Origin of the sequence: Achromobacter insolitus, from assembly GCF_002209555.1 — a bacterium.
Lineage (GTDB): Bacteria > Pseudomonadota > Gammaproteobacteria > Burkholderiales > Burkholderiaceae_B > Achromobacter > Achromobacter insolitus.
Genome location: NZ_NJIF01000007.1, coordinates 183,822 through 209,729, shown reverse-complemented (window position 1 = coordinate 209,729; position 25,908 = coordinate 183,822). Strand labels below are relative to the sequence as shown.

Sequence of the window (25,908 nt, the reverse complement as noted above, 5' to 3'; positions counted from 1 at the left end):
GCGCCTGCGGCGCGTTAACGGGTCTGGGACGCCTGCGCTGCCTGGAACGCCGGTCCCCACTGGGGGTGCCCGGCCTCATTCGGCGCGAGTTGGAACGAGGGCTGCAACTGCAGGATGCGCACGAAGCTGTCCTCGCACAGCTGGCGGTAGTTAGTGACGCAGTAGCTGAAAGCCTGGAGTTTGAGAGCTTCGACCCGTACGGCCGTGGGCGCGGTGGCAAGCGCGTCGGAGGTGGCCACGGTGCGCACGACGGCGCCGAAGCGGCTGGCGGCATATTCGTCGCGGACCTGCTGCAAAGCCTCCACGGCTTGCGGCGAGGGCGTGGAAGCGCAGGCGGCAAGCAGCGCGAGCGTGGACATCAAGCACATGCGTACGGGCTGTTTCATGGCGCGGGCGTGTCGTTTGGGGTGAGTAGGCCTGGTCATTCCGCCGATGATAGCGGCCTGCCGCGCCACGTATGCGTCGCGGCGTAACAGACGTGTGTACTTTTATTTCCGAGGTCTTATGAGCAGTCCATGCCTACGAAGGATTCCGATAGCGAGGCGCCGCAGCGCCGCCATCGTTGCGGGTGTGATGGCGGCGGTGATGCTCGCGGCATGTTCTTCGACCGCCAAGCGCGTGCCTGTGCCGTACGCGATTGAGTTGCGCGCGGATCCGAAAGTGAACCAGAACGCCAGCGGCAGACCGTCGCCTGTGCAGGTGACGATCTATGAACTGAAGTCCGCCAGCATCTTCGAATCGCGTGATTTCTTTACTTTGCAGGGCGACGCGCACGCGGCGCTGGGCGCGGAATTGCTCAACGTCGACCAGGTGATTCTCAAGCCCGGCGAAACCAAGGTGGTGCAGTACCCCGGCAACCCCGAGGCGCGCGTGGTGGGGGTGGTGGCAGCCTATCGCGAACTGGAGCAAAGCAAGTGGCGGCTGCTGGTGCCGCTGCCCGAAGCGCAGAACACCAACATGTACAAGGTCTGGCAATTTTCGCCCAATGAGGAGACGGTGAAAGTCGCGGTCAAGCGCGATGGACTGGAAGAGGTGGATCGCAGCCGATCGTGGTGGCCTTTTTAGACGCAAAGAGAACCGGACATGGTGAGCAGAGATAAAGTGATCTGGTCGGAGGGCATGTTCCTGCGGCCGCAGCATTTCCAGCAATTTGAACGCCATATGCTGCATGCCGCGCAACAGCGTGCGGCGGCGCTACAGGGATTTTTCTGGGGATTCGGCCAGCTGTCGCTGGACCGCGACGCGCTGGCGATCGGCAAAGTGGCGCTGAGCCAGGCGCAAGGCGTCATGCCCGATGGCACGCCCTTCGATTTCTCGCACCCCGACACGGCGCCCGCGGCGTTCGAAGTGCCAGTGCAAACCCGTGGCGCTCGCGTCATGTTGGTCTTGCCGCGCATGCGCGCGGGCGCCAGCGATGTGATCTACGAGGGTGAAGAAGATACGCTGGCGCGCTATCTGGTGCACGAGGCCGAGGTGGAGGACAGCGGCTCCGTCGCATTGGAACCCGTCTTGATGCAGCTGGGCCGGTTGCGGCTGCGGCTGATGCTGGAGGACGAGCTGACCGACGACTGGATCGGATTGGGCGTGGCGCGAGTCCTGGAGCGACGTTCGGATAACCGGGTGGTATTGGACGAAGCGTATGTGGCGCCGTGGCTGGCCGCGGGCGAGCACCCCGTTCTGCGCGGTTTCGTCGATGAGCTGCAAGGCTTGCTCGACGCCCGCAGCGAGGCGCTCGCTGCACGCCTGTCGCAGCCCGGCCGTGGAGGCGTGTCCGAAGTATCCGACTTCATGCTGCTGGAGACCGTCAATCGCTACATGGGATCCATCTGGCATGCGCGGCAAAGTCCCTCATTGCATCCGGAGAGGTTATTCCACGATTGGCTGATGCTGGCCTGCGACCTCGCTACCTTTACTGCGGTCACGCGGCGGCCAGGTGTGTTGCCCGGGTATGCGCATGACGATCTGCAGGGCAGCTTTACGCCCTTGATGAACGAGCTGCGCCGATCGCTGTCGGCGGTGCTGGAGCAGCGCGCCTTGCAGATTCCCCTGCAGGACCGGGGCCAGGGCGTGCGCGTGGCGCAGGTCCAGGATGCGGAGCTGTTGCAGTCGGCTGGCTTCGTGCTGGCGGTGCATGCGGACCTGGCGGTGGAGACGGTACGCGCGCGCTTTCCGGCGCAGGTCAAGATCGGGCCCGTGGAACGCATCCGGGATCTGGTGCACCTGCAATTGCCCGGCGTTGCGGTCCGCGCGCTGCCGGTGGCGCCGCGGCAGATTCCCTACAGCGCAGGACACGTTTACTTTGAATTGGATAAGAGCGGCGAATTCTGGAAGCAGCTGGAGCGCACCGGTGCGCTCGCGTTGCATCTGGCGGGCGATTTCCCCGGGCTGACGATGGAGTTCTGGGCGCTGCGCGATTGAGCGCGGCCAACCAGGCGGAGACAATTATGCATGCTTCGGATCACACGCTGGCCGGGCCTCCGGGCGGCATGGGCGAAGGCGCCGCCGGTTCGGCGGGCAGGCTGCGTCCTCACGATTACGTCATCAGCGGCACCAATCCGCTGGTGGCCGCGGCAAACCCGCTGCTGGACCTGATTCCGCAGATCCGCGCCACGGCGACCCACCCGTCGCCCGCGATGCTGCGCGAGCATCTGTTGGACGAGGTGCGTCAGTTCGAACTGCGCGCGCAGCAGGCTGGCATATCGAACGAGACCATACTCGGTGCGCGCTATTGCCTGTGCACGGCGCTGGACGAAGCCGCCGCGCTCACACCTTGGGGCGGCGGTGGCGTGTGGTCCGCGCACAGCCTGCTCGTCACCTTCCACAACGAGACCTGGGGCGGGGAGAAATTTTTCCAGCTGCTGGCCAAGCTGTCGCAGAATCCGGGGCAGCATCTGGACCTGTTGGAACTGTTGTACTACTGCCTGCTGTTGGGCTTTGAAGGCCGTTACCGCGTGATCGACAACGGCCGCTCTCAACTGGAAACGTTGCGCCAGCGGCTGCTCAGGATCTTGCGCGGCGCGCGCGGCGATTATCCCTTGGCGCTGTCGCCCCATTGGCGCGACGAACCGGCGCAGACACCGTTGCGCAGGCTGCCGGTGCCGCTGTGGGTGTTCGGCGCGCTGGCCGCCGTCCTGGCGCTGGCGCTGTATTGGGGTTTGGGCTGGCGCCTGGGCGGCCAATCCGACGAGGTATTCGCGTCCATCGCAAAACTCCGGCCGCCCACCGTGCAGATCGCGCCGACCGCAGCCAAGCGGCCGGCGCCCGCGCCTCGGCTGGCTGTGTTCCTGGCGCCGGAAATCCGGGACCAACTGGTCAGCGTGCGCGACGAGGTTGACCGCAGCGTGGTGGTGCTGCGCGGGGACGGTGTGTTCGAGTCGGGCGCCAGCTCCGTGCGCGACCAATACCTGCCGGTGCTGTCACGCGTTGCCGACGCCTTGCGTGAGACCCAGGGCAGCATCCTGGTGCGCGGCTATACCGATAACACGCCGATGCGCAGCGCACGTTTCCCGTCGAATTGGCATCTGTCACAGGCGCGTGCGGACGCTGTCAAGGACATGCTGGAGCAACGCCTGGGGCAGACCGCGAGGGTGCGGGCAGAGGGCCGCGGCGACGCCGATCCGGTCGCGCCAAACGATACGGCCGCAGGTCGCGCGCTGAACCGGAGAGTGGAGATTACGGTGCTCGTGCCGCCGGTGGCTCACGAGCAGGGAGGACAGGAATGATCTACAGGCTGTTCGGATGGTTTTTCAGCCGCCGCGTGTGGAACTTCCTGGGCCTGGTGGCCCTGGCGGTGCTGATCTGGATTGCTGGCCCGCTGATCGCGATAGGCACGGTGCGTCCGCTGGAAAGCGAGACGGTGCGCATTGCGGTGATCGTGGCGATGTTCGCGATCTGGCTGCTGCGGCTCTTGTGGCGCAAGTGGCGCGAAGGGCGCTTGAATGCGCAGCTACTGAGTCAGCTGCGCCGTCCGAAGCCGAAAGCGGACAAGCCGCTGGACGAGGCTGCCGGCAATGACGAGATCCGCCAGTTGGAGGCACGATTCCACGAGGCGGTGGAACTGCTGCGCAAGACCCGCTTCGAAAGCCGGGGCAAACGCGGCGCGTTGGACCGGTTTTCCAAGCAATACCTGTATCAGCTGCCTTGGTACGTGATCATTGGCGCGCCGGGCGCGGGCAAGACCACCGCGCTCGTCAATTCTGGACTCAATTTCCCGTTGGCGGAGCGCTATGGCAAGGTTGCCTTGCGTGGGGTGGGCGGCACGCGCAATTGCGATTGGTGGTTTACGGATGATGCCGTGCTGCTGGACACTGCGGGACGCTACACCACGCACGAAAGCGATCCGACTGGCGACGAAGAAGAATGGCGCGGCTTTCTCGGCCTGCTGTCCAAGTATCGCGGCCGGCAGCCCATCAATGGAGCGATGCTTACCGTCAGCGTCGAGGACCTGCTGTCGGCGTCCGACGCGGAACGGGCGCAGCACGCCGCGGTATTGCGGCGCCGCCTGCAGGAACTGCGCGAGCAGCTGGGCATCGCGTTTCCGGTCTATGTGCTGGTGACAAAGACCGACCTGTTGTCGGGCTTCGAAGAATACTTTGCGTCGTTCACGCGCGAAGAGCTGGCGCAGATCTGGGGCTTTACGCTGCCGTATGCGCGGGCGCAGGATCCGGGCTTTGATCTGTACGAGGCCTTTCATGAAGAATATGCCTTGTTGCAGCGGCGTCTGGACGACGCCTTGCCCGAGGTGGTGGCCGCGGAACCCGATCCGGCGAGGCGCGCGCTCGCCTACATGTTGCCGCAGCAGTTTGCCGGCCTGCAGGCCATCCTTGGCCACTTCCTGAGCGATGTGTTTGCCACCTCGAAGTTCGAGGCGCGCGTCATTCCTCGCGGGGTCTACTTCACCAGCGGCACGCAGGGCGGAGAGACCTTCGACCAGGTGACCGGCCACTTGAAGCGCTATCTGCGCATAGACGGCGGCGCCGCGCCCGCAGTCAGCGTTCCGGGGGAAGGAGAGGGCCGCAGCTACTTCCTGAAAAACCTGCTGCAGGACGTCATCTTTCGCGAAGCGGGCCTGGCGAGTCGCAACCTGCGCTGGGAGCGCCGCTACCGGCAGCTGCATTGGGCCGGCTACGGCCTGGTAACTGCGGCCTTCGTTGCCTTGATCGCGGGTTGGGCGATGAGCTATCGCAATAACGCCGACTATGTGGAAGAAGTGGCGCGCCGCGTGCCGGCCGTGGAAAAGCTGAGCCGCGATATCAAGATCACGCGCACAGGGGACCTGCTTGGCCTGATGCCCTTCCTGGACAGCCTGTGGTATCTGCCGCAGCATGAGGGCTTCGATATCGATAATCCGCCGCTAAGCTATCGCTATGGGCTCTACCAGGGCATGAAGCTCAAGGCGGCCGCACAGGGCGTGTATGGCAATACGCTGGACCAGGTGCTGCTGCCGCAAGTGGCGCGGCGCGTCGAGACCGCGCTTCGCGACGCCTCGGCCAGCGACCTCGAGTATTCCTACGAGGCACTGCGTGCCTATCTCATGCTGTACGAGGCCGACCGATACGATGCGGAGTTCATGCATGCGTGGCTGCTGTCGGACATGCAGGCCACCCTGCCCGAAGGCTACACACGGCGCCAGTATGAGCAGTTGTCGCTGCATTTACGCAACCTGACGCAGAGCCACGTGCTGGCTTCGCCCTTTCCCAAGGATGATGCGTTGGTGGCGCAGGCGCGCGAGAAGCTGGCGCGCTATACCCTTGCCCAACGCGCCTATAGCCGCTTGCGCCGCACTCTGGCCAATGCGGATGCGGTGCCCGAGAACACGGTGGTCACGCTGGGCGGCGCCCAGGCGAGCGCCGTGTTCGTGCGCAAGAGCGGCAAGCCGCTGAGCCAGGGAATCCCGGCGCTCTACAGCTATCGCGGCTACTGGGATGTGTTCAACAAGCGTGTGACCGGCGTGGCCGAGGTGCTGCGGTCGGACGATGCATGGATATTGAATATCCCGTTGCGCGGCCCGCTGGACCAGGGCGCGCAACGCCAGCTGGTGGCCGATATCAAGCGGCTGTACATGAACGACTACGTTGCGCAATGGGACGGCTACCTGAATGACCTGCAGCTTGCGCCAAGCAAGTCCCTGCTGCAGAACATCCAGATGGCGCGGACCTTGTCAGCGCCGGAATCACCTTTGGTGCAGCTGGTGCGCGGCGTCGCTCGCGAAACCTCCTTGCTGCGCGATACCGGCAAGGATGACCGGTCGCTGGTGGACCAGGCGCGAGACCGCGTCAGCAGCACGCGCGAGGCGCTGGAACAGATGTTCGGACCCACGGGACCGGGCGCAGCGTTGCGGGCCGACGCATCCGACGAGAAGCTGGAGCGCATCGTGGACCAGCACTTCGAGCCATATCGCCGTCTGGCGCAGGGCGAGGGCGGATCGGGCGGCACCTCCACGCCGATCGCCGCCACCACGGGACTCATTAACGAGCTCTATACCTACCTGACGGCGGCGGACGCGGCCCTGCGCAGCGGCAGCCCCGCACCCAGCTCGGATGCGGTGACCAAGCTGCGCGCCGAGGCGGGACGCTTGCCGGGGCCCTTGCGCGACGTGCTCAACTCGCTGTCCGTGAACGCGTCCGGCGAAGTGTCCGACGTCGCCCGGGCACGCATGGGCGAGACCGTATCCGCCACCATCGGCATGTTCTGTGGTCAGTCCGTGGCGGGACGCTATCCGTTCTCCAGCCGGTCCGCGCGGGACGTGGCGCCTAACGATATGGCCCGGCTGTTCGGCCCCAATGGTCTGATGGACGATTTCTTCCAGAAGAACCTCGCAAACCAGATCGACGTGTCTGGCCAGCGCTGGCGCTTCAAGCCCGGCATAGACGGCAAGTCGGGAGAAAACTCCACCACGCTGGACGCCTTCCAGCGCGCGGGCGTCATCCGCGACGTGTACTTCATGGCGGGCAACCCCATGCCGTCGTACCGGGTGGCCATCAGGCCGGTGGAAATGGACGCGGGCATTACCCAATTCGTGATGGACGTGGACGGACAGGCCGTGCGATATGCGCACGGCCCCCAGGTGGCGACCACGGTGCAATGGCCCGGCCCGCGCGGCAGCAACCAGGTGCGCATCGAACTCACGCCGCAAGAAGGCGCCGCCGGCATGACCACGTCAGGGCCCTGGGCGTTGAACCGCATGCTGGACCGTGCCCAACTGCGGCGCGGGCCGACACCGGAAGTCACGCTGGCCACCTTCGACCTGGGCGGACGCAAGGTGGTGCTGGAAATTACCGCCAGCAGCGTCAAGAGCCCCTTTCATCTGGCCGAGATGCAGGCCTTTGCCTGCCCGGGCGCGTCGTGAACAGGACATGGACATGGAGCTAGGATTGGAGCGTGGGCGTGTGGGCTGGTACGGCAAGATTCCGGCGGCGGGCGACTTCGTGCACCGCCGCCTGCCGCGCGAACTGATCACGTGGTGGGACCGCTGGCTGCAGTTCGGGCTGGCGGCGCTGAAGCAGGCGCCGGACGTCAACGCCGCGCGCGGCTTCGCGTCGGCGCCCATCTGGAATTTCGCGATTCCAGCCGGTCCCGGCGCGGGCGTTGCGCAGTTGGGCTGCATCACGCCCAGCCGCGACCGCGTAGGCCGAGGTTATCCCCTGTGCGTGGTCATGGCCCTGCCGCCCGCGCAATACCACAGCAGCATCCTGGACGGCGCCAGCGACTACTACCGGCAAGTCGGCACCAGCATGCTGGCGGCGGTGCGCCATGGGTGCCCGGCGGAACAGTTCGACCGCAGCCTCCAGCAAGTGCGTACGCCCGCAGTGGCGCCAGGCGCGCCCGCGCCATGCGGAGGCAACGACATCATGGACATCCTGAGCGCTGGCCGGGAGCAGGATTCCGTGCCACTGGCGCGCCGCGCGCTGGGCGCCTGGCCTGATCTGCCTTTCTGCTTCAACCCCAGTTCGCACACCAGTTACTGGTGGACCAATCAGGCGGACGGCGCAGCCTTGCAGACCTATGTCCACGGCGGGGCGCTGAACGCCACGCTGTTCGCCAGGTTGTTCTCTTCCTTGCCTACCTGGCATCCCTGAAGCCGCCGGAGGAACGCGCATGCTTCGAACTTCCGCTGTGCCACCAGAGCCGGGCCTGGCCCGCTCGCCAGCCGCCATGGACGCGGCGCGCCTGGACGAAATCCTGCGCCTGCCGCCCGGGCCACGGCGCGAAGAGAAGATCCTGCGGGTGATCGCCGACCTGACCCTGTCCCTGGCAGCCTGGCACGGGGCTGGCCGGATGCACGGCGGCATATGCCCCGATGCCGTGGTCGATGACGCGCGCGGATCCGCCAACCTGCGGCCGCCTGCGGCGGCGCCCGATGATGAAGACGCCATCCGGCACCCCGGTTATGCCGCATTCGAGCAGTACACGGATGATCCGGCCTATCCTTGCGGCCCATGGACCGACGTGTACGGACTGGCTGCGCTGACGTATTTCCTGGCGACCGGGTCGGCTCCGCCTGACGCGCTGGCACGCCGCGTGTGCGACGACTACCTGCCGTTGGGCGTATGGGAGCCGGGTGCCTATGGTCAGCAGTTCTGTGCTGCGGTCGACGACGGTCTGGCGATGGCGGCACAGGCGCGGCCGCAGACGGTGGCAGAACTGGCGGCGGCAATGGGAGCGTCTTTGCCGCCCGCGGAGGAGTCAGGCCAGGAGTCGGACATGGCCATGCCTACCCTGATGGCGGACGCGCGCGCGGACGAGCCTGCCGCTATGCCACCGCCCGCCGTGCGCCTGACGGCAATGCGGTCGGAACATCCGGCGCGGGCGCGGCGCGTCCTGCCGCTAGCCTTGGCGGTCGTCCTTTTGCTTGCAGCGGGCACGTATGCCTGGCTGAAGCCGACCCAGGCGCCCGTCGAACTGGCTGGCTCGCCGCAGGCGCAGGCCCGGCCGGAACCTCAGCCTGAACCTCAAGCCCCGGTCCAGCCGCAGCCGCCGTCCCCCCCGCAGCCCGCGCCGCAGACCGCCCCAGCCCCCGCCGCAGTCGAGCCGGATCCGCCGCCGCCATCAGTCTCCGTCGAACCGGGTGCGCTGCCTGACGAACCAAAACCAGCGACCACCACCGAGCCGCAGGCTGGCGTGGCTCCTGCGGCGTCGGAACCGCCCGCGCCCGCGACCCAGCCGCCACCCCCCGCCGCACCGGTATTGGTGCGTGTGGCGGTGCGTCCCTGGGGCGAGGTGTTGGTCAATGGCCGCTCGCGCGGTGTGAGTCCGCCCTTGCGCGAACTGTCGCTGGCGCCGGGCCGCTATCAGGTGATCGTGCGCAACGCGTCGGCAGGAGACCACCGCATGACGCTGACCGTGGCGCCGGGCCGGCCGGCATCCATCACGCATGAATTCAACTGAGGGACGAGATATCGCGCCCGTATGCGGTGCATGGGTGACGGCGCGGATTGCGGCGGCCGGTCAGGGCAGGGTGGATTCGCCCTTGAGCAGGTCGTCCAGTGTTTCGCGCTGGCGCACAACGTAGTATTTGTCGCCGTCGACCATGGCTTCGGCCGCGCGCGGGCGCGCGTTGTAGTTACTGGCCATGGCCATGCTGTACGCGCCCGCGGATTCCACGGCCAGCAGGTCGCCTTGCTCGATGACCAGCTTGCGCTGCCTGGCGAGCCAGTCGGCGCTTTCGCAGACCGGGCCGACGATGTCGTAGACGGTGTCCTCGCCCGCCCTCGGATGCACGGGGCGCACGCCGTGAAAGGCCTCGTACAGCGCGGGGCGCAGCAGGTCGTTCATGGCGGCGTCGACAACGGCGAAGTTGCGCGCGTCCGAGTGCTTCAGGTATTGGACCCGGGTGAGCAGCACGCCGGCATTGCCCACGAGCGAACGGCCGGGTTCCAGCACCAGGTGCAGATGGCCGAAGCCGCGCGCGTTCAAGCGTTCGAATACGCGGTCCAGCAGGGCCTTGGGCGACGGAGGGATTTCGTCGGTGTAGCGGATGCCCAGGCCGCCGCCCAGGTCCAGGTGCGCGATCCGGATGCCTTCTTGGTCCAGTCTTTCGATCAGGTCCAGCAGCTTTTCTAGCGCGTCGAAATAGGGACTGATGTCGGTAAGTTGCGACCCGATGTGGCAGTCCACGCCTACGATTTCCAGGCCCGGCAGCGATTGGGCGCTGCGGTAGACGTCCAGCGCCGACCCGATGGCGATGCCGAACTTGTTTTCCTTCAAGCCGGTGGAAATATAGGGATGCGTCTGCGCATCCACGTCCGGGTTGACCCGTAGCGAGACGGGCGCGCGCAGGCCCATCCCATGCGCGATTTCCGACAGCCGGCGCAGTTCGGCTTCGGATTCGACGTTGAAGCACTTGACCTTGGCCGCGAGCGCGTCGCGCATTTCCCAGGCCTGCTTGCCCACGCCGGAAAACACGATCCGGGACGGGTCCGCGCCGGCTGCCAGGGCGCGCTTGAGCTCGCCGCCGGAAACAATGTCGAAACCCGCGCCAAGCCGCGCGAATTCCTTCAGGACGGCCAGGTTGGAATTGGCCTTCATGCCGTAGCAGACCAGCACGGGGCGCTCGCCGACGGCGTTGCGGTAGGATTCCCAGGCGGCCCTGAGCGCGGCGCGCGAATATACGTACAGCGGGGTGCCGAGCTTTTCGGCCAGGTGATCCAGCGGCACGTCCTCGGCGTACAGGACATTGTTGCGGAACTGGAAGTACGGATGGCCGGCCAGTTCAGGCTGCGCGGGGAATCGGGAAGTCATGGAAGCGAGGGCGTCGGCGGGATGACCGTCGGCTGCGATTGCTGCTGCGTGCGCGCGGGCGGCTTGCCGTCAGGCGTCGGCAAGTACAAGGGACCCTTGTACCCGCAGGCCGCAACCATGCCGGTCGCCATCAGCGTGGCTACAATGCGAAGGACCATGCGGCGAAATGCCAAGTGGAACACTGGGAACTCCTAATTCTTGCAGGCTCGATTATGACCGAAACCGAATTTCTTGCGTTGATCGACCAGGTGCTGAACAGCATCGAAAGCCAGGCCGATGACTGGGCGGCTTCGCTCGACGTCGATGTCGAAACCAGCCGCAGCGGCAATGTGCTGACAATGGTTTTCGAAGACAACACCCATGTGGTGGTGAACAGCCAGGCCGCCATGCAGGAGCTGTGGGTCGCGGCGCGCAGCGGCGGCTTTCACTACCGCTACGATGGCCAGCACTGGAACGATACCCGAGGCGGCCCACAGCTGCCGGACGCCTTGTCTCAGATCTGCTCCGCAGCAGCTGGCGTTCCCGTGACCATACGCCTGTAAAAGGGCAGGCCACGGCGCAAAAAAAGGCCGGCCCATCGGGCCGGCCTTGTCATTTGCGCGTCAGAACGGAATTTTCTGGGACCAGGGCGTGTTGCTTTGCGTGCCCACGCCCGGCGCCACCTTGATCTTGGTTTCCTCGCTGGTGCTGCCGTTCAGGCCATTGAGGAATTCGCCCAGCGTGTCGGCCTCGGGCAGGCCCAGACGGGCCACGGCTTGCCCGGGCGGGAATTCGGAGAAGTAGAACTCGCCGTTTTCCACGAGAAGGCCGTCGGGACGGGGGCGCGGCTTTTCCTCGGGCACGCCCTTGAGGACCGTCTGCATGTAGTCGACCCAGATCGGCATGGCGACGCCGCCGCCGGTTTCACGCGAACCCAGCGATTTCGGCTGGTCAAAACCCAGCCACGCGGTGGCGACCAGCGACGGGGTGTAGCCGGAGAACCAGGCATCGACGGATTCGTTGGTGGTGCCGGTCTTGCCGGCGATGTCGTTGCGCTTGAGCAGGACGCGCGCGCGCGCCGCAGTGCCGTAGGTGGCCACGCCGCGCAGGATGTCGTCCATGACCCAGGCGGTGCGCGGGTCGATGGCGCGGGCCGCGGCGTCGCCGGCAACGACCGGCTTGGACTGCATGATGACCTTGCCGCTGCTGTCGGTGACGCGGTCGATCAGGTAAGGCGTGACACGGTAACCGCCGTTGGCGAACACCGAGAACGCGCCGGCCAGTTGCAGAGGCGTTACCGAGCCCGCGCCCAGCGCCAGCGGCAGCACGGCGGGCTGGCGGGCCTTGTCGAAGCCGAAGCGGGTCAGGTAGTCCTGCGCGTACTGCGGGCCGATCGCCTGCAGGATACGGATCGACACCATGTTCTTGGATTTGTACAGACCCTGGCGCAGCGTCAGCATGGGTTCGTACTGGTTGCCGTAGTTCTTGGGATTCCAGGCCTTGGAACCGGTCTGCGCGGCCGTCAGCTCGAAGGGCTGGTCGGAAATCTGCGTGCCCGGGGTCAGGCCGCGCTCCAGCGAAGCCGCATAGATGAAGGGCTTGATGTTCGAACCGGGCTGGCGCCAGGCCTGCGTGACGCGGTTGAAGTTGCCTCGGTAGAAATCGAAGCCGCCCACCATGGCGCGAATGGCGCCATCTTGCGGCGACAGCGCCACGAAGGCCGCCTGCACCGAGGGCAGGTTGATGATTTCCCAGTTATCGCCGAACTTGCGGATGTAGACGACGGAGCCGCGCTTGATGCGCTGTTCGGGCTTGGCCTTGTCGTTGAGCGCACGCGCCACGACGCCCAGCACTTTCTTGTCCGTGACGGTGATGATCTCCCGCGAGCTGCGAGCCAGCTTCACTTCGGTGGGGCTGGCCGACAGCACCAGCGCCGTCAGCAGGTCGCCGCTGTCGCTGAACTTGTCGAACACGCCGTCCAGGAATTCGTCGAGTGCTTGCGGATTGTTCTCGGTGCCCGGGGGCAGGTCCAGCTGTTCTTCAGGGCCGGGGTAGGGGGCGCGGCGCGTGTATTCGAGCACGCCTTCGCGCACGGCGCGGTAGGCCGCTTCCTGGTCCTTGGACTGCACGGTGGTATAGATATTGATGCCGCGCGAATAGACGTTGTCCTGGTACACGTTGAACAGCAACTGGCGCGCCAGTTCCGCCACGTATTCGCCATGGATGGAATAGCCGCCGGCGGGCGTGCCCTCCGCGGACTTCATGACGATGGGCTGGGCCAGCGCCTGCTGGTATTCAGGCTCGGTCAGGTAGCCCAGCGAGTGCATGCGGCCCAGCACATAGCGCTGGCGCAGCTCGGCGCGCGGACGGTTGGCGATCGGGTTGAAGCGCGACGGCGCCTTGGGGATGCCGGCAAGCATGGCGGCTTCCGCGGGCGTGACTTCGGACAGGGGCTTGCCGAAGTAGGTACGCGAGGCGGCCGCGAAACCATAGGCGCGGTGGCCCAGGTAGATCTGGTTCATGTAGAGCTCGAGGATCTGGTCCTTGGTGAGCTCGGATTCGATCTTGAAGGTCAGCAGCAGCTCGTAGAACTTGCGCGAATAGGTCTTCTCGGACGACAGGTAGAAGTTGCGCGCCACCTGCATCGTGATCGTGCTGGCGCCTTGCGACTTCGACATGCTGACCAGGTTGGTCAGGCCCGCCCGCACCACGCCCATCCAGTCGATCCCGCCGTGCTGGTAGAAGCGGTCGTCCTCTGCCGCGAGGACCGCGGATTTCATGACGTCCGGGATCTCGTTGAAGCGCAGCACATTGCGGCGTTCTTCGCCGAATTCGCCGATCAGGACGCGATCCGCCGTATAGACGCGCAGCGGCACCCGCGGGCGGTAATCCGTCATGGCGTTCAGGTCTGGCAGGTTGGGCCAGGCCAGCGCCAACGCCATCCCGGCCAGCAGTACGCCGCACAGGAAGAGGCCGGCGAAAAAAATGCCGGTCTTTACGAAGAATCGCAGTATCGGGGAACCGCTCTTGGCGGGCTTGTCTTTCTTGGAGGAATTCTGGGGCTTGCTCATCGCGGCGATTTTACGGGTATCTCCGGGTCCGTCCCGGCACGGGGAACCGGTTTCTGTAACAAAATCGTTCAGTGTGGTACGCGGGCAACTGGCGGCTGATGTGATAATGCCGTCATGAACTTTTCCGCTAACTCATGTCCGGAGGCTGACCCGGACCCGGCGTCCTCCGGCGAGACGCCCGAAAACCCGCCTTGCGCGATCGAGTGCACAGGCAAGGCCGCCACGCTGCCGCATGACCTGCCGGTTTTCCTGGTCGGGATGATGGGCGCGGGCAAGACGACCATAGGACGTGGCCTGGCGCGTGCGCTGGGGCGCGAGTTTATGGACTTGGATCATGAGCTCGAGGCGCGTTGCGGCGTGCGGGTGCCGGTAATCTTCGAAATCGAGGGCGAAGCCGGGTTTCGTCGCCGGGAATCTGCCGCCTTGGAAGAGTGTACCCAACGGCGCAACATAATTCTCGCCACCGGCGGCGGAGCGATCCTGGCACCCGAAAACCGCCAGCGCCTGCGTGAGCGTGGCATCGTGGTCTACCTGCGGGCCAGCGTGGACGAATTGTTCCGGCGCACCTGCCGCGACCGCAACCGTCCCCTGTTGGCCACCGCCGATCCGCGCGGCACGCTGCGCGAACTCATGACCCTGCGGGAACCCCTCTATAAGGAAGTGGCCGATCTGGTGGTGGAAACGGGCGCCATGCCCATACACACCCTGGTCAAGGCGCTGCTGCCGCAACTGCAAGCCTTCGAGAAGCGCATATGAACGTTGTACACGTCGACACCCCGGGCGGAAGCTATCCGATCAACATCGGTCCCGGCCGCCTGGACGCCCTGGACCAGAGCATCCCCGCCGACGCCACCGCGATCGCCGTGGTGACCAACCCGACCGTCGCCGCCCTGTACGGCGAGCGCGCCGAGGCGGCGCTGGCCAGGACAGGCAAGCGAGTGCTGCGGATCGAATTGCCCGATGGCGAGGCCTACAAGGACTGGCAGTCGCTGAACCTGATCTTCGATGCGCTGCTGGGCAACCGCCTGGACCGCCGCTGCGTGCTGGTGGCGCTGGGCGGTGGCGTCATCGGCGACATGACGGGCTTCGCGGCCGCGGTGTATATGCGCGGCGTGCGCTTCCTGCAAGTGCCCACGACCCTGCTGTCGCAGGTCGACTCGTCGGTGGGCGGCAAGACCGCCGTTAATCATCCGCTGGGCAAGAACATGATCGGCGCGTTCTACCAGCCGGTCGCCGTCGAGATCGATACCGACGTGCTGAACACCCTGCCTGCCCGCGAGGTGTCCGCCGGCCTGGCGGAAGTGATCAAGTACGGCCTGATCCTGGACCCGGCCTTCTGGTCCTGGTGCGAGGAAAACGCGCAGAAGCTGCGCGCGCTGGACCCGGACGCCGTCGCCTACGCCATCCGCCGGTCCTGCGAGCTGAAGGCGCAGGTGGTGGGCAAGGACGAGCGCGAATCCGGCTTGCGCGCCATCCTGAACCTGGGCCATACCTTTGGCCACGCCATCGAGTCCGGCCTGGGCTACGGCGCCTGGCTGCACGGCGAGGCGGTGGGTTGCGGCATGGTGCAGGCCGCCGAATTGTCGGCGGACGTTGCCGGCTTTGACCGCGCCGACGTGGAGCGCGTGCGCGCGCTGGTAACCGCCATCGGCTGTCCCGCCGTGGCGCCTGACCTGGGCGCGGACCGCTGGCTGGACCTGATGCAGGTGGACAAAAAGACCGAGGGCGGCTCGATCCGCTACGTGCTCATGCCCCGCATCGGTGAAGCCCTGACGCGGGCAGTCCCCGACGACGCCGTGCGCGCCGTCCTGGCCCGCACCACGCAATAGACACGCTGGAGACGGTGTTGCAGATGAAAGAACTGGCTTCCTATGCATCCCACCCGTCTCAATCGCGCGGGCGGGCCTACGCCGAGCCCCCGCCGGAAAATCGGACGGAATTCCAACGCGACCGCGATCGCATCGTCCATTCCGGCGCGTTCCGGCGCCTGGAATACAAAACCCAGGTCTTCGTGAACCATGAAGGCGACCTGTTCCGCACCCGCCTGACCCACAGCCTGGAAGTCGCCCAGATCGCGCGCACGCTGGCGCGCAGCCTGGGGTTGTCCGAAGACCTGACCGAAGCCATCTCGCTGGCGCACGACCTGGGGCATACGCCGTTCGGCCATGCCGGTCAGGACGAACTCAACGCCTGCATGCGCGAACTCGCGCCCGAGGCGGGCGGCTTCGAGCACAACCTGCAAAGCCTGCGCGTCGTGGATGAGCTGGAAGAACGCTATGCGGACTTCAATGGCCTGAACCTGTGCTTTGAAACGCGCGAAGGCATCCTGAAGCATTGCTCGGCTGCGCATGCGCGCCAGCTGGGCGACGTGGGCCAGCGCTTCCTGGACCGCACCCAGCCGTCATTGGAAGCGCAGTTGGCCAACCTGGCCGACGAAGTCGCCTATAACAACCACGACATCGACGATGGCTTGCGTTCGGGCCTGATCACGCTGGAACAGTTGAAGGACGTGTCGATCTTCGAGCGGCATCACGCCCATGTGCTGGCAAGCTATCCCGGCCTGGCACCGCGGCGCGCCGTGGCCGAAACCATACGCCGCATGATCAATACCCTGATCGGCGATCTGACGCGCACGTCGCAGGCGCGCATCCGCGAGTTCGCGCCGGCCACCGCCGATGACGTGCGCCGGGCACCGCCGCTGGCGACGTTTTCGCCCGAGATCCGCCGCGAGGCCGACGAACTGAAGAAGTTCCTCTTCGACAACCTGTACCGCCATTACCGCGTGCTGCGCATGACGACCAAGGCGCGACGCATTGTGCGCGAACTGTTCGCCGCCTTCCTGGATGATCCGCGCTTGCTGCCGCCCGACTATCGCAGGCCGGCGTTCAATGAGCAGGCCCGCGCCATCGCCGATTACATCGCTGGCATGACCGACCGCTACGCCATCCGCGAGCACAAGCGTCTGTTCGAGATGGCTTGAGGCGCGCGCCCGCCATGTTGTGCGGGCACGCGCCTTGGACGCGCTGTCTCAGCCGGCCAGAAAGCGCTGCGTCAGTAGCACCCAGTAGGCCGCGCCCACCGGCAGGCTGTGGTCGTTGAAGTCGTAGCCCGGGTTGTGCACCATGCAGGCCCCGTGCCCGCTGTTGAAGCCGTCCGCCGAGCCGTCGCCATTGCCCACCAGCAAGTAGGAGCCGGGCACTTCCTCCAGCATGAAGGCGAAGTCCTCGCTGCCCGTCAGCGCACGGGTCTGGAGCTCCACGTTGTCGGCGCCCACCAGTTCCACCGCTACCCGGCGCGCGAAATCGGTTTCTTCCTGCGTGTTCACCAGCACGGGATAGCCGCGGCCGTAGTCGATGGTCGCCCGCACCTGGTAGCTGGCCGCCTGGCTGTGCACCAGCTCGGTGATGCGCGCCTGAAGCGTGTCGCGCACGCCGCGGTCCAGCGCGCGCACGCTGAGCTTGAGCGTGGCGGTCTGCGGAATCACGTTATTGGCGCGGCCGGCGTTGAACGCGCCGACCGTTATCACCGCCATGTGCAGGGGATCGATATTGCGGGCGACGATGCTCTGCAATCCCAGCACGATGGCCGAGCCGGCCACGACCGGATCGGCTGCGCAATGCGGCATGGCGCCATGCCCGCCCACGCCTTCCAGCACGATGGTGACGTTGTCGGAAGAGGCCATGGCGGCGCCGTCGCGCAGCAGCAGGCGGCCTTGCGGGTGACCCGGCATGTTATGCATGGCGAAGATGGCGTCGCAGGGATATTTGCGGAACAGCCCATCTTCCATCATGCGCTTCGCGCCACCCAGGCCTTCCTCGGCGGGCTGGAAGATCAGGTTGAGCGTGCCGTCGAAGTCGCCATGCTTGGCCAGGTGATGCGCGGCCGCCAGCAACATGGCCGTATGGCCGTCATGGCCGCAGGCATGCATCACGCCCTCGTTGCAGCTGGCATGCTCCAGGCCCGTTGCCTCCTGGATGGGCAAGGCGTCCATGTCGGCGCGCAGACCCAGGCGCCTGGCGCCGCTGCCGCGGCGCAGCTGCCCGACCACGCCGGTGCCGCCCAGGCCGCGTTCCACTGCATAACCCCATTGCGTCAGGCATTGCGCCACCAGATCGCTGGTGCGGAACTCCTGGAAGCCAAGCTCGGGATGGCGGTGGATGTCGCGCCGGATCGAGACGAACTCGTCGGCCTGGGCGGTCATGGTCTGCAGGATGGGATGCATGTCGGATCGTTCCTTGAATCGGGTCACTGATTGCCGGCCAGCTTCACGTGGCTGGATATCTCGCGGAAGCGCTCGGTTTCGGCGCGGTACATGGCGTTGGCTTGTTCCGCGCTCATGGGCGCGGAGACTTCGATGTTCTGATGGGCGAGGCTGTCCTTCACCGCGGGATCCTGCATGGCGGTGTTGAGCGCGGCATTCAGGCGCGACACTACGTCTTCCGGCGTGTCGCGCTTGACGAAGTAGCCGGTCCAGGTGGTGAAGTTGAAACCCTTCAGCAGTTGGCCTTCGTTGACCGAGGGCACCGCCTTGAGCGCGGGCAGCTGGCTGCGCTGCGGGTCCAGGCTGGCCAGCAGCTTGATGCGGCCCTGCTCGGCCAACGCCACTTGTTGCTGCGACAGCGGCAGGATGGCCAGGTCGACCTGGCCGCCGCCGATATCCTGCATCAGCGGCGCGCCGCCTTTGTAGGGCACGTGCATCATGTTGGCACCGATGGTGCGGGCCATGTGTTCGCCCAGCACGTGGTACAGCGAGCCCACGCCCACGCTGCCGAACGTCAACGGCTGGGATGCCGAGCGCGCTCGCGCCAGCGCGACCAGCTCGTCGGCGCTGTTGGCGGGTAGATCGGCTCGCGCCACGATCACCAGCGGCGCCATGCCTATCATCTGTACCAGGCGGAAGTCTTCGCTCTTGAGCTTCACCGCGGGATTGGCAATGGGCGAAAGAATCAGCTCATTGGGTGATCCCTGGAACAGGTAATAGCCGTCGGCCTTTGCCCCCAGCACCTTCTGTGCGCCCAGCGCGCCGCTGACGCCGCCCAGGTTCTCCACCAGCACGGGCTGGCCAAGCTGCTTGGATACAGGGGTGGCCACGACCCGGGCGATGGAGTCGGACGCGCCGCCGGCCGGGTAGGGCACCATCATCATGACTGGCCGATCGGGATAGTCTGCGGCCCGGGCCCCCTGGCCCAGCAGTGCCGCGCCCAGCGCCAGCGCACAGCCGGCCAGGCGCAGGCTATTGGAAAGCATGCTCACGAATTTCCCCTTGGAATGGATATAGCGTGATCCGCATGCTAGGGACTGGCCTCGCTAGTTGTCTAACGAATTGTTATTCTGGAAGCTAGAAAAAAAACTCATACTTGGATGAGAACTCGGGCATGAACCTCAAACAGCTCGAACATCTGCTGGCGGTGTCCGAGGCAGGCTCGTTCAGCCGAGCGGCCGAACACCTGCATTTGACGCAGTCGGCGCTCAGCCGCAGCATCCGTCTTCTGGAAGAAGACCTGGGGGCGCGGCTGCTGGATCGCATGGGCAAGCGCACGGAGCTGACCCCGCTGGGGCTGACCGTTGCCAGCCGCGCCAGGCGCATCCTGTTTGAATCGGGCGAGTTGCGCCGCAGCGCGGAACTGCTGACACAGGGGGATCGCGGCAGCATCAGCCTCGGCCTGGGATCGGGTCCGGGCGTCATGCTGATGACGCCGCTGCTGGCGCATGTGGCCCAGCGCTATCCGCAGTTGCGGCTGGACGTGATGCGCGGTTCGCTGGAGGCCCATCTGGCGCTGTTGCGCCAGCGGCGCCTGGATGCGCTGATCGTCGATACCCGGGGCATCGTGCCGGCGGCCGATCTGCGCATCGAGCCCACGTCGCAAATGCGGGCCGGGTTCATCTGCCGACGAGGCCACCCGCTGGCCCAACTGGGCAGAGCGGCTCGATTCGCGGAGATCGCCGCGTACCCGCTGGCGTCCACGTTCCTGGCGGCCGACACCGGGCGTATTCTGGTGGAGCATTTCGGCATCGAGGCGGACCCGCAGACCTCGATGCGATTGCGCTGCGACGAAATCGGCAGCCTGCTTGAAGCGGTGCGCGTGTCGGACGCGGTGTTCCTGGGCATCGTGGGCGCGGCGCGCCTGGGCATTGCCGCAGGCGAGCTGACCGAACTGGCCACGGATCCGCCGCTGCGCAGTCACGCGCTATTTGCCATGGTGACCTTGACGGGCCGCACCGAGGCTCCCGCGATGGCCTTGGTGCGCGAATTCGTGGCGCAGCGCCTGCGCGATTGATCGCGGTTCAGCGATGCTTGCGGTAGGGCTCGTCCTCGGGCACGAAGGTGGCTTCCGCAAGCGCGTCCCGGGTCCATTCCTGCATGGCGGGCAACGCCAGCACCGCGTCCATGTAGTCGCGCACGGGGCCCGCGGCCGCAATGCCATAAGTGGTAAAGCGCGAGACCACCGGCGCGAAGAACGCGTCGGCGATCGAGAACCTGCCGAACAGAAACGGGCCGCCCTGGCCGAACTCTGCGCGCGTGTCGTGCCAGATGGCTTGCAGGCGCGAGATGTCCTGTTGCGCGGCCTCGGGAAGCGCAATGCCGGGCAGTTGCGCCTCGACATTCATGGGCAGCGCCTGGCGCATCGCGCCGAAGCCGCTGTGCATCTGCGCGGCGAGCGAGCGCGCGCGGGCGCGAGCCTTGGGGTCTTGCGGCCACAGCCCGGCTTCGGGATGGCTTTCGGCCAGGTACTCGCAGATCGCCAGCGAATCCCAGACGGCGAAGTCGCCGTCCAGCAGCACCGGCACCAGGCCTGCGGGCGACACCGCGCTTACGCGGCGCGAGAATTCCTCGGTAAAGAAGCCGAGCTTCTGCTCCGTGAACGGAATGCCCGTGGCGCGCAAGGCGATCCAGGGGCGCAGGGACCACGACGAGTAGTTCTTGTTGCCGATGATCAAGGTGTACATATCACGCGCCTTATAGCCGTTGATGTGATGGTTTACGCGTCGGGATTGCGGCGCAGCAGCTTGCCCAGGTAATGCCCGGTGTGGCTGGCGGAGGTCCCGGCCACGTCTTCCGGCGTGCCCTGCGCGACCACGCGGCCGCCGCCGTCGCCGCCTTCCGGGCCCATGTCGACCACCCAGTCCGCCGTCTTGATGACGTCAAGGTTGTGTTCGATGATGAGCACGGTATTGCCGCTGTCGACCAGCTGGTTCAGGACTTGCAGCAGCAGCTCGATGTCGCGGAAATGCAGTCCTGTGGTGGGCTCGTCCAGGATGTAGAGCGTGCGGCCCGTGCTGCGCCGCGACAGTTCCTGCGACAGCTTCACGCGCTGCGCCTCGCCGCCCGACAGGGTGGTCGCGCTTTGGCCCAGCCGGATATAGGACAGGCCTACGTCGATCAGCGTATGGAGCTTGCGCGCGATGGCCGGCACGGACTCGAAGTATTCCAGCGCCTGCTCCACCGTCAGGTCCAGCACTTCGCTGATGTTGCGGCCGCGGTAGCGGATTTCCAGCGTTTCGCGGTTGTAGCGCTTGCCGTGGCAGACGTCGCAAGGCACGTACATGTCGGGCAGGAAGTGCATTTCGACCTTGACCACGCCGTCGCCCTGGCAGGCTTCGCAGCGTCCACCCTTGACGTTGAAACTGAAGCGTCCAGGATCGTAGCCGCGGGTGCGCGCTTCTGGCACGCCCGCGAAGAGTTCGCGGATGGGCGTAAACAGCCCCGTGTAGGTGGCTGGGTTGCTGCGCGGCGTGCGGCCGATGGGGCTCTGGTCCACGCTGATGATCTTGTCGAAGTTCTCCAGCCCCTGCATCGACACATAGGGGGCGGGTTCGCTTTGCGCATGATGCAATTGGCGTGACACCGCCACCGCCAGCGTGTCGTTCACCAGGGTGGATTTGCCCGATCCGGACACGCCGGTCACGCACACCAGGCGACCCGACGGGATGCGCAGGTCCACGTTCTTCAGGTTGTTGCCGCTGGCGCCCGTCAGGGTCAGCCAGGACAGTTCGTCGGTGACGGGACGGCGTTTCGGGATGGCGATGGCGCGAGCGCCGCTCAAGTACTGGCCGGTCAGCGAATTTGGATCGCGCTGCACGGTTTCCGGGTCGCCTTGCGCCACCACCTGGCCGCCATGCTCGCCCGCGCCCGGTCCCATGTCCACGACCCAGTCGGCCATGCGGATCATGTCTTCGTCATGCTCGACGACGATGACGCTATTGCCGAGGTCGCGCAGATGCTGCAGGGTGCCGATCAGGCGGTCGTTGTCGCGCTGGTGCAAGCCGATGGACGGCTCGTCCAGCACGTACATCACGCCGGTCAGGCCGGAGCCGATCTGGCTGGCCAGTCGGATGCGTTGCGCCTCGCCGCCCGAGATGGTGTCGGCGCTGCGGTCCAGCGACAGGTAGTTCAGGCCCACGTTATTCAGGAAGCTCAGGCGCGCCTCGATCTCGCGCACGATGCGTTGCGCGATCTCCTGCTTGGCGCCCGTCAGGCTCAAGTCGCGGAACCAGGTCAGGCACGTCGACAGCGGCATGGCCTCGACCTCGTAGATGGCCTGGCCATGGCGCTCGCCGCCGCGCGGATCCTGGCCGATCAGCACGTTGCGGGCCTCGGGCCGCAGACGCGAGCCGCCGCAGTCCGGGCAGGTCTTGATGTTGCGGTACTTGCCGAGCTCTTCGCGCACAGTGGCCGAATCGGTTTCGCGCCAACGGCGTTCCAGGTTCGGAATCACCCCTTCGAATGTGTGGCGCTTGACCGTGCTGCGGCCTTTTTCGTTCAGGTAGAGGAACGAGATCTCTTCGTCGCCGGAGCCGTAGAGGACCTTGTCGCGCAGTGCTTCGGGCAGTTCCTCGAAAGGGGCCTCGATGTCGAATTCGTAGTGCGCGGCGAGGCTGGTCAGAAGCGAATGGGTGAACGCGTTGCGGCGGTCCCAGCCGCGGATGGCGCCGGCCGCCAGGCTAAGTTCCGGGAAGGCGACCACGCGCTTGGGGTCGAAGAAGCCGACTTGGCCGATGCCGTCGCAGCTGGGGCAGGCGCCCATCGGATTATTGAAGCTGAACAGGCGCGGTTCCAGCTCCGGCAGGCTGTGGCTGCACACCGGGCACGCGTAGCGGCTGGAGAAGACCTGTTCGCGTCCGCTGTCCATGTCCAGGGCCAAGGCGCGGCCTTCGGCCAGCTGCAAGGCCGTCTCGAAGCTTTCCGCCAGGCGTTGCTTGCTTTCGGGCTTGATGCGCAGCCGGTCGATCACGACATCGATGTCGTGCTTTTCGGTCTTCTTCAGCGGCGCCATGCCGTCGATTTCGGTCATCTGCCCATCCACGCGCAGCCGCACGTAGCCCTGCGCTTGCAGGCTGGCGCACTCGTCCTCGAAGCTGCCCTTTTTGCCGCGCGCGATCGGGGCCAGCACGGCCAGGCGCGTTTCGGGCGTCCAGGACAGCACCGCGTCCACCATCTGGCTGACGCTTTGGGCCTGCAGCGGCAGGCCATGGTCCGGGCAGTAGGGCGTGCCGACCCGCGCATACAGCAGGCGCAGGTAGTCGTGGATTTCGGTGATGGTACCGACGGTGGAGCGGGGGTTGTGCCCCGCCGCCTTCTGCTCGATGGATATGGCCGGAGACAGGCCTTCGATCAGGTCCACGTCCGGCTTGTCCATCAGTTGCAGGAACTGCCGGGCGTAGGCGGACAGGCTTTCGACATAGCGGCGCTGGCCCTCCGCGTACAGCGTGTCGAAGGCGAGCGAGGATTTGCCCGAGCCGGACAAGCCGGTGACGACCACCAATTTGTGGCGCGGCAGGTCCAGCGAGACGTTCTTGAGATTGTGGGTGCGCGCACCCCGAATGCGTATTGTCACGTCTATCGGGCTCTTTTAAGCGGTTTCAAAGGCCAACTTGGTACTATAGCGCGCCGAATCCCCCTGCGTTCGGGGCAGTTACTTCAGCCTGGATGGCCCCGGGGGTGGCGCCGCACCGCCAGATCAGACCTTGAGCGTGTGACACCCACGCGCGTGAGCAGCCCTAGTCATCGTTGAAACTTCCGCATGCAGGCAGATAAAAAACTGAAATTGACCCCGTCCGAGCGCCGCGCCAGCGTGGCGCTGGCCGGCCTGTTCGCCGCGCGGATGCTGGGGCTGTTCCTGTTGCTGCCCGTTTTTGCCGTGGCCGCCGCCGGCATGCCGGGCGGGGACGATCCTGCCCGGGTGGGCCTGGCGCTGGGCATGTACGGCCTGACGCAGGCCTTCATGCAGATTCCCTTCGGCCTGGCGTCCGACCGCTGGGGGCGCCGCCCGGTCGTGCTGTTCGGCCTGCTGCTGTTCGTGGCGGGCAGCATCGTCTGTGCGTTGGCGTCCGACGTGTACTGGATCACCATCGGCCGCGCCATCCAGGGCGCCGGCGCCATTTCGGCGGCCGTGACCGCCTGGCTCGCGGACTCGACCCGCGACGAGGTCCGCACCCGGGCCATGGCCATGGTGGGCGGTTCGATCGGCCTGTCCTTCGCCGTCTCGCTGGTGCTGTCGCCCGTGCTGGTCGGCTGGTGGGGCCTGTCCGGCCTGTTCTGGACCATTGCCTGCCTGGGCGTGGTCTGCCTGGCCGTAGCGGGCTGGGTGGTGCCCGTGGTGCCCCTGACCCAGGCGCGGACCATGCAGGCGGCCAAGCCGCGCGAAGTCCTCACCCACAGCGATCTGCTGCGCCTGAATTTCGGCGTGTTCGTCCTGCACCTCATCCAGGTTGCGCTGTTCGTCGTGGTGCCGGCGCTGCTGGCCAAGGTGGGCGGCCTGGATGCCCGCGAACTCTGGAAAGTGTATCTGCCGGTCATCCTGGTGTCTTTTGTGTTGATGGTGCCGGTGGTGTTCATCGCGGAAAAGCGCCGTGCCCATCGCGGCGCCCTGCGCGCCGCCGTTGCCGGGCTGGTGCTGGTGTGCGCCTTGTTGCCCGCCGCGAGCCATGGCTTTTACACCCTGGCCGCCGCCCTCACGGGCTTTTTCGTGGCCTTCAACGTGCTGGAAGCCTTGCAGCCGTCGCTGGTATCCCGCGTGGCGCCGCAGGCCTACAAAGGTCTTGCGCTGGGCTTCTACAACACCGCCCAGGCCGCCGGCCTGTTCGCGGGCGGCGCGCTGGGCGGCTGGCTGGCCGCCCATTCCGGTTCCAGCGCCGTTTTCATGGCGGCAGCCGTGTTGTCGGCGGTCTGGCTGGCCGTGACCTGGGCACTGCGGCCGCTGCCCGAACCGGACCGTCAGGCCTCGCCCCGGGCCGGCTGAAAAATGGCGGATCGTGCCCCGAAAAGCGCGTATCCGCCGCCAAAATCGGCTTGCCGGCATGGACGGCTTTGTCACATCCTGGTTTGGCGCGGCAGGCGCTTTTCGTCGATAATACGCATCAAATAGGGCTTCACTCAGGGTTCAACCCGGCGTCGCCGGTCATCGTTACGGTGACCGGCGTGTTTCATGAAGCCGGTCTTCAACATCATCGCTTTTAATGTTGTTGCCGGCGCGTCCGCGGCAACGCACACGCAGGCTGTCAACAACAGAGGGACAACGGCATGGCATCGGTTAACAAAGTCATACTCGTGGGCAATCTGGGACGCGACCCGGAAGTCCGCTACAGCCCCGAAGGGGCGGCAATCTGCAATATGTCCATTGCCACCACCTCCACCTGGAAAGACAAGGCTTCGGGCGAACGCCGCGAAGAAACGGAATGGCACCGCGTCGTCATGTACAACCGCCTGGCTGAAATCGCCGGCGAGTACCTGAAGAAGGGCCGCTCGGTTTACATCGAAGGCCGCCTGAAGACGCGCAAGTGGCAAGACAAAGACACCGGCGCGGACCGTTACAGCACCGAAATCGTCGCCGACCAGATGCAAATGCTGGGCGGCCGCGAAGACGGCGGTGGCGGTGGCGCAAGCTTCGGCGGCGGTGGCGGCTACGACGACGCCCCGGCGCGCCAGCCGCAGCAGCGCGCTCCGGCCCAACGCCCGGCCCCGCAGCAGCGTCCGGCTCCCGCAGCGGCTCCGGCCAGCAGCGGCGCCAACCTGGCGGATATGGACGACGATATTCCGTTCTGATTCCGCTTCATCGGAAGGTTGCAGTTGAAGGGCCTCTACCCGTTCGGGCAGAGGCCTTTTTCTTGCCTGTTTCCA

The 25,908-nt window shown here is 66.1% G+C and carries 21 protein-coding genes; 13 read left to right on the top strand and 8 right to left on the bottom strand.

What is annotated here, in order from left to right; all coding sequences use genetic code 11:
• Positions 1 to 14: 14 nt before the first annotated feature.
• On the bottom strand, positions 15 to 368 hold the full coding sequence (locus CEY08_RS21510) for a TssQ family T6SS-associated lipoprotein (RefSeq protein ID WP_223306561.1): 354 nt from the start codon (positions 366 to 368) through the stop codon (positions 15 to 17).
• Between the two features lie 136 nt (positions 369 to 504).
• On the opposite strand from CEY08_RS21510, the gene tssJ reads away from it, so the two are divergent.
• The 6 genes from tssJ to CEY08_RS21480 are packed head-to-tail and all read left to right on the top strand — an operon-like array spanning position 505 to position 9,387.
• Complete coding sequence (gene tssJ, locus CEY08_RS21505) at positions 505 to 1,065, top strand: type VI secretion system lipoprotein TssJ (RefSeq protein WP_063641529.1); 561 nt, start codon at positions 505 to 507, stop codon at positions 1,063 to 1,065.
• Positions 1,066 to 1,083: 18 nt separating this feature from the next.
• Complete coding sequence (gene tssK, locus CEY08_RS21500) at positions 1,084 to 2,418, top strand: type VI secretion system baseplate subunit TssK (RefSeq protein WP_063961651.1); 1,335 nt, start codon at positions 1,084 to 1,086, stop codon at positions 2,416 to 2,418.
• A 26-nt stretch (positions 2,419 to 2,444) separates the two neighbouring features.
• Positions 2,445 to 3,722, top strand: a complete 1,278-nt coding sequence (locus CEY08_RS21495) for a DotU family type VI secretion system protein (RefSeq protein WP_063961652.1) — start codon at positions 2,445 to 2,447, stop codon at positions 3,720 to 3,722.
• On the top strand, positions 3,719 to 7,348 hold the full coding sequence (gene tssM, locus CEY08_RS21490; protein WP_063641527.1) for a type VI secretion system membrane subunit TssM: 3,630 nt from the start codon (positions 3,719 to 3,721) through the stop codon (positions 7,346 to 7,348). The genes CEY08_RS21495 and tssM overlap by 4 nt, the downstream gene beginning before the upstream one ends.
• A gap of 13 nt (positions 7,349 to 7,361) precedes the next feature.
• Positions 7,362 to 8,078, top strand: coding sequence for a type VI secretion system-associated protein TagF (gene tagF, locus CEY08_RS21485; RefSeq protein WP_076818054.1), 717 nt, complete (start codon positions 7,362 to 7,364; stop codon positions 8,076 to 8,078).
• Positions 8,079 to 8,097: 19 nt separating this feature from the next.
• A complete protein-coding gene (locus CEY08_RS21480; protein WP_126389681.1) occupies positions 8,098 to 9,387 on the top strand; it encodes a serine/threonine-protein kinase in 1,290 nt (429 codons plus the stop codon).
• 60 nt (positions 9,388 to 9,447) lie between these two features.
• Here CEY08_RS21480 and lysA read toward each other — a convergent pair whose 3' ends face one another.
• Positions 9,448 to 10,740: a diaminopimelate decarboxylase gene (lysA, locus tag CEY08_RS21475; RefSeq protein ID WP_076816786.1), complete on the bottom strand. Its 1,293-nt coding sequence runs from the start codon at positions 10,738 to 10,740 to the stop codon at positions 9,448 to 9,450.
• On the bottom strand, positions 10,737 to 10,898 hold the full coding sequence (gene lptM / locus CEY08_RS21470; protein ID WP_232033770.1) for an LPS translocon maturation chaperone LptM: 162 nt from the start codon (positions 10,896 to 10,898) through the stop codon (positions 10,737 to 10,739). The genes lysA and lptM overlap by 4 nt, the downstream gene beginning before the upstream one ends.
• A gap of 54 nt (positions 10,899 to 10,952) precedes the next feature.
• Here lptM and cyaY point away from each other — a divergent pair, with 54 nt between their 5' ends.
• The gene (gene cyaY, locus CEY08_RS21465) at positions 10,953 to 11,282 is read left to right on the top strand and encodes an iron donor protein CyaY (RefSeq protein ID WP_013396958.1); all 330 of its coding nucleotides are present in this window, start codon (positions 10,953 to 10,955) and stop codon (positions 11,280 to 11,282) included.
• A 60-nt stretch (positions 11,283 to 11,342) separates the two neighbouring features.
• Here the strand turns inward: cyaY and CEY08_RS21460 are convergent, their stop codons facing one another.
• A complete protein-coding gene (locus CEY08_RS21460) occupies positions 11,343 to 13,790 on the bottom strand; it encodes a penicillin-binding protein 1A (protein WP_063641525.1) in 2,448 nt (815 codons plus the stop codon).
• Between the two features lie 114 nt (positions 13,791 to 13,904).
• Here CEY08_RS21460 and CEY08_RS21455 point away from each other — a divergent pair, with 114 nt between their 5' ends.
• Genes CEY08_RS21455 through CEY08_RS21445 form a run of 3 tightly spaced genes read left to right on the top strand, consistent with a single transcriptional unit; the run spans position 13,905 to position 16,770 of the window.
• Positions 13,905 to 14,546 carry a shikimate kinase gene (locus tag CEY08_RS21455; RefSeq protein ID WP_042795950.1) on the top strand — a complete coding sequence of 214 codons (642 nt, stop codon included), beginning with the start codon at positions 13,905 to 13,907 and terminating at the stop codon, positions 14,544 to 14,546.
• Entirely contained in the window at positions 14,543 to 15,619 is a 1,077-nt protein-coding gene (aroB, locus tag CEY08_RS21450; RefSeq protein WP_063641524.1) for a 3-dehydroquinate synthase, read from the top strand. Before CEY08_RS21455 ends, aroB begins: the two co-directional genes overlap by 4 nt.
• Before the next feature lie 23 nt (positions 15,620 to 15,642).
• A complete protein-coding gene (locus CEY08_RS21445; RefSeq protein ID WP_076818052.1) occupies positions 15,643 to 16,770 on the top strand; it encodes a deoxyguanosinetriphosphate triphosphohydrolase in 1,128 nt (375 codons plus the stop codon).
• 48 nt (positions 16,771 to 16,818) lie between these two features.
• Here the strand turns inward: CEY08_RS21445 and CEY08_RS21440 are convergent, their stop codons facing one another.
• Positions 16,819 to 18,012, bottom strand: coding sequence for a M20 aminoacylase family protein (locus CEY08_RS21440; protein WP_063641523.1), 1,194 nt, complete (start codon positions 18,010 to 18,012; stop codon positions 16,819 to 16,821).
• A 23-nt stretch (positions 18,013 to 18,035) separates the two neighbouring features.
• Positions 18,036 to 19,037 carry a tripartite tricarboxylate transporter substrate binding protein gene (locus CEY08_RS21435; RefSeq protein WP_042795951.1) on the bottom strand — a complete coding sequence of 334 codons (1,002 nt, stop codon included), beginning with the start codon at positions 19,035 to 19,037 and terminating at the stop codon, positions 18,036 to 18,038.
• Positions 19,038 to 19,165: 128 nt separating this feature from the next.
• Here CEY08_RS21435 and CEY08_RS21430 point away from each other — a divergent pair, with 128 nt between their 5' ends.
• Positions 19,166 to 20,068 (top strand): LysR family transcriptional regulator, encoded by a 903-nt coding sequence (locus tag CEY08_RS21430; RefSeq protein ID WP_042795952.1) that lies wholly within the window; start codon positions 19,166 to 19,168, stop codon positions 20,066 to 20,068.
• 7 nt (positions 20,069 to 20,075) lie between these two features.
• On the opposite strand, the gene CEY08_RS21425 is transcribed toward CEY08_RS21430, so the two are convergent.
• Together CEY08_RS21425 and uvrA are read right to left on the bottom strand one after the other, a co-directional pair.
• On the bottom strand, positions 20,076 to 20,738 hold the full coding sequence (locus CEY08_RS21425; protein ID WP_076816784.1) for a glutathione S-transferase family protein: 663 nt from the start codon (positions 20,736 to 20,738) through the stop codon (positions 20,076 to 20,078).
• 32 nt (positions 20,739 to 20,770) lie between these two features.
• Positions 20,771 to 23,626, bottom strand: a complete 2,856-nt coding sequence (gene uvrA, locus CEY08_RS21420; protein WP_376785068.1) for an excinuclease ABC subunit UvrA — start codon at positions 23,624 to 23,626, stop codon at positions 20,771 to 20,773.
• 186 nt (positions 23,627 to 23,812) lie between these two features.
• Between uvrA and CEY08_RS21415 the strand changes: the two genes are divergently transcribed.
• Both CEY08_RS21415 and ssb read left to right on the top strand, forming a co-directional pair.
• Positions 23,813 to 25,030, top strand: coding sequence for an MFS transporter (locus tag CEY08_RS21415; RefSeq protein WP_042795955.1), 1,218 nt, complete (start codon positions 23,813 to 23,815; stop codon positions 25,028 to 25,030).
• A gap of 281 nt (positions 25,031 to 25,311) precedes the next feature.
• A complete protein-coding gene (ssb, locus tag CEY08_RS21410) occupies positions 25,312 to 25,833 on the top strand; it encodes a single-stranded DNA-binding protein (RefSeq protein ID WP_042795956.1) in 522 nt (173 codons plus the stop codon).
• Positions 25,834 to 25,908 lie beyond the last annotated feature (75 nt).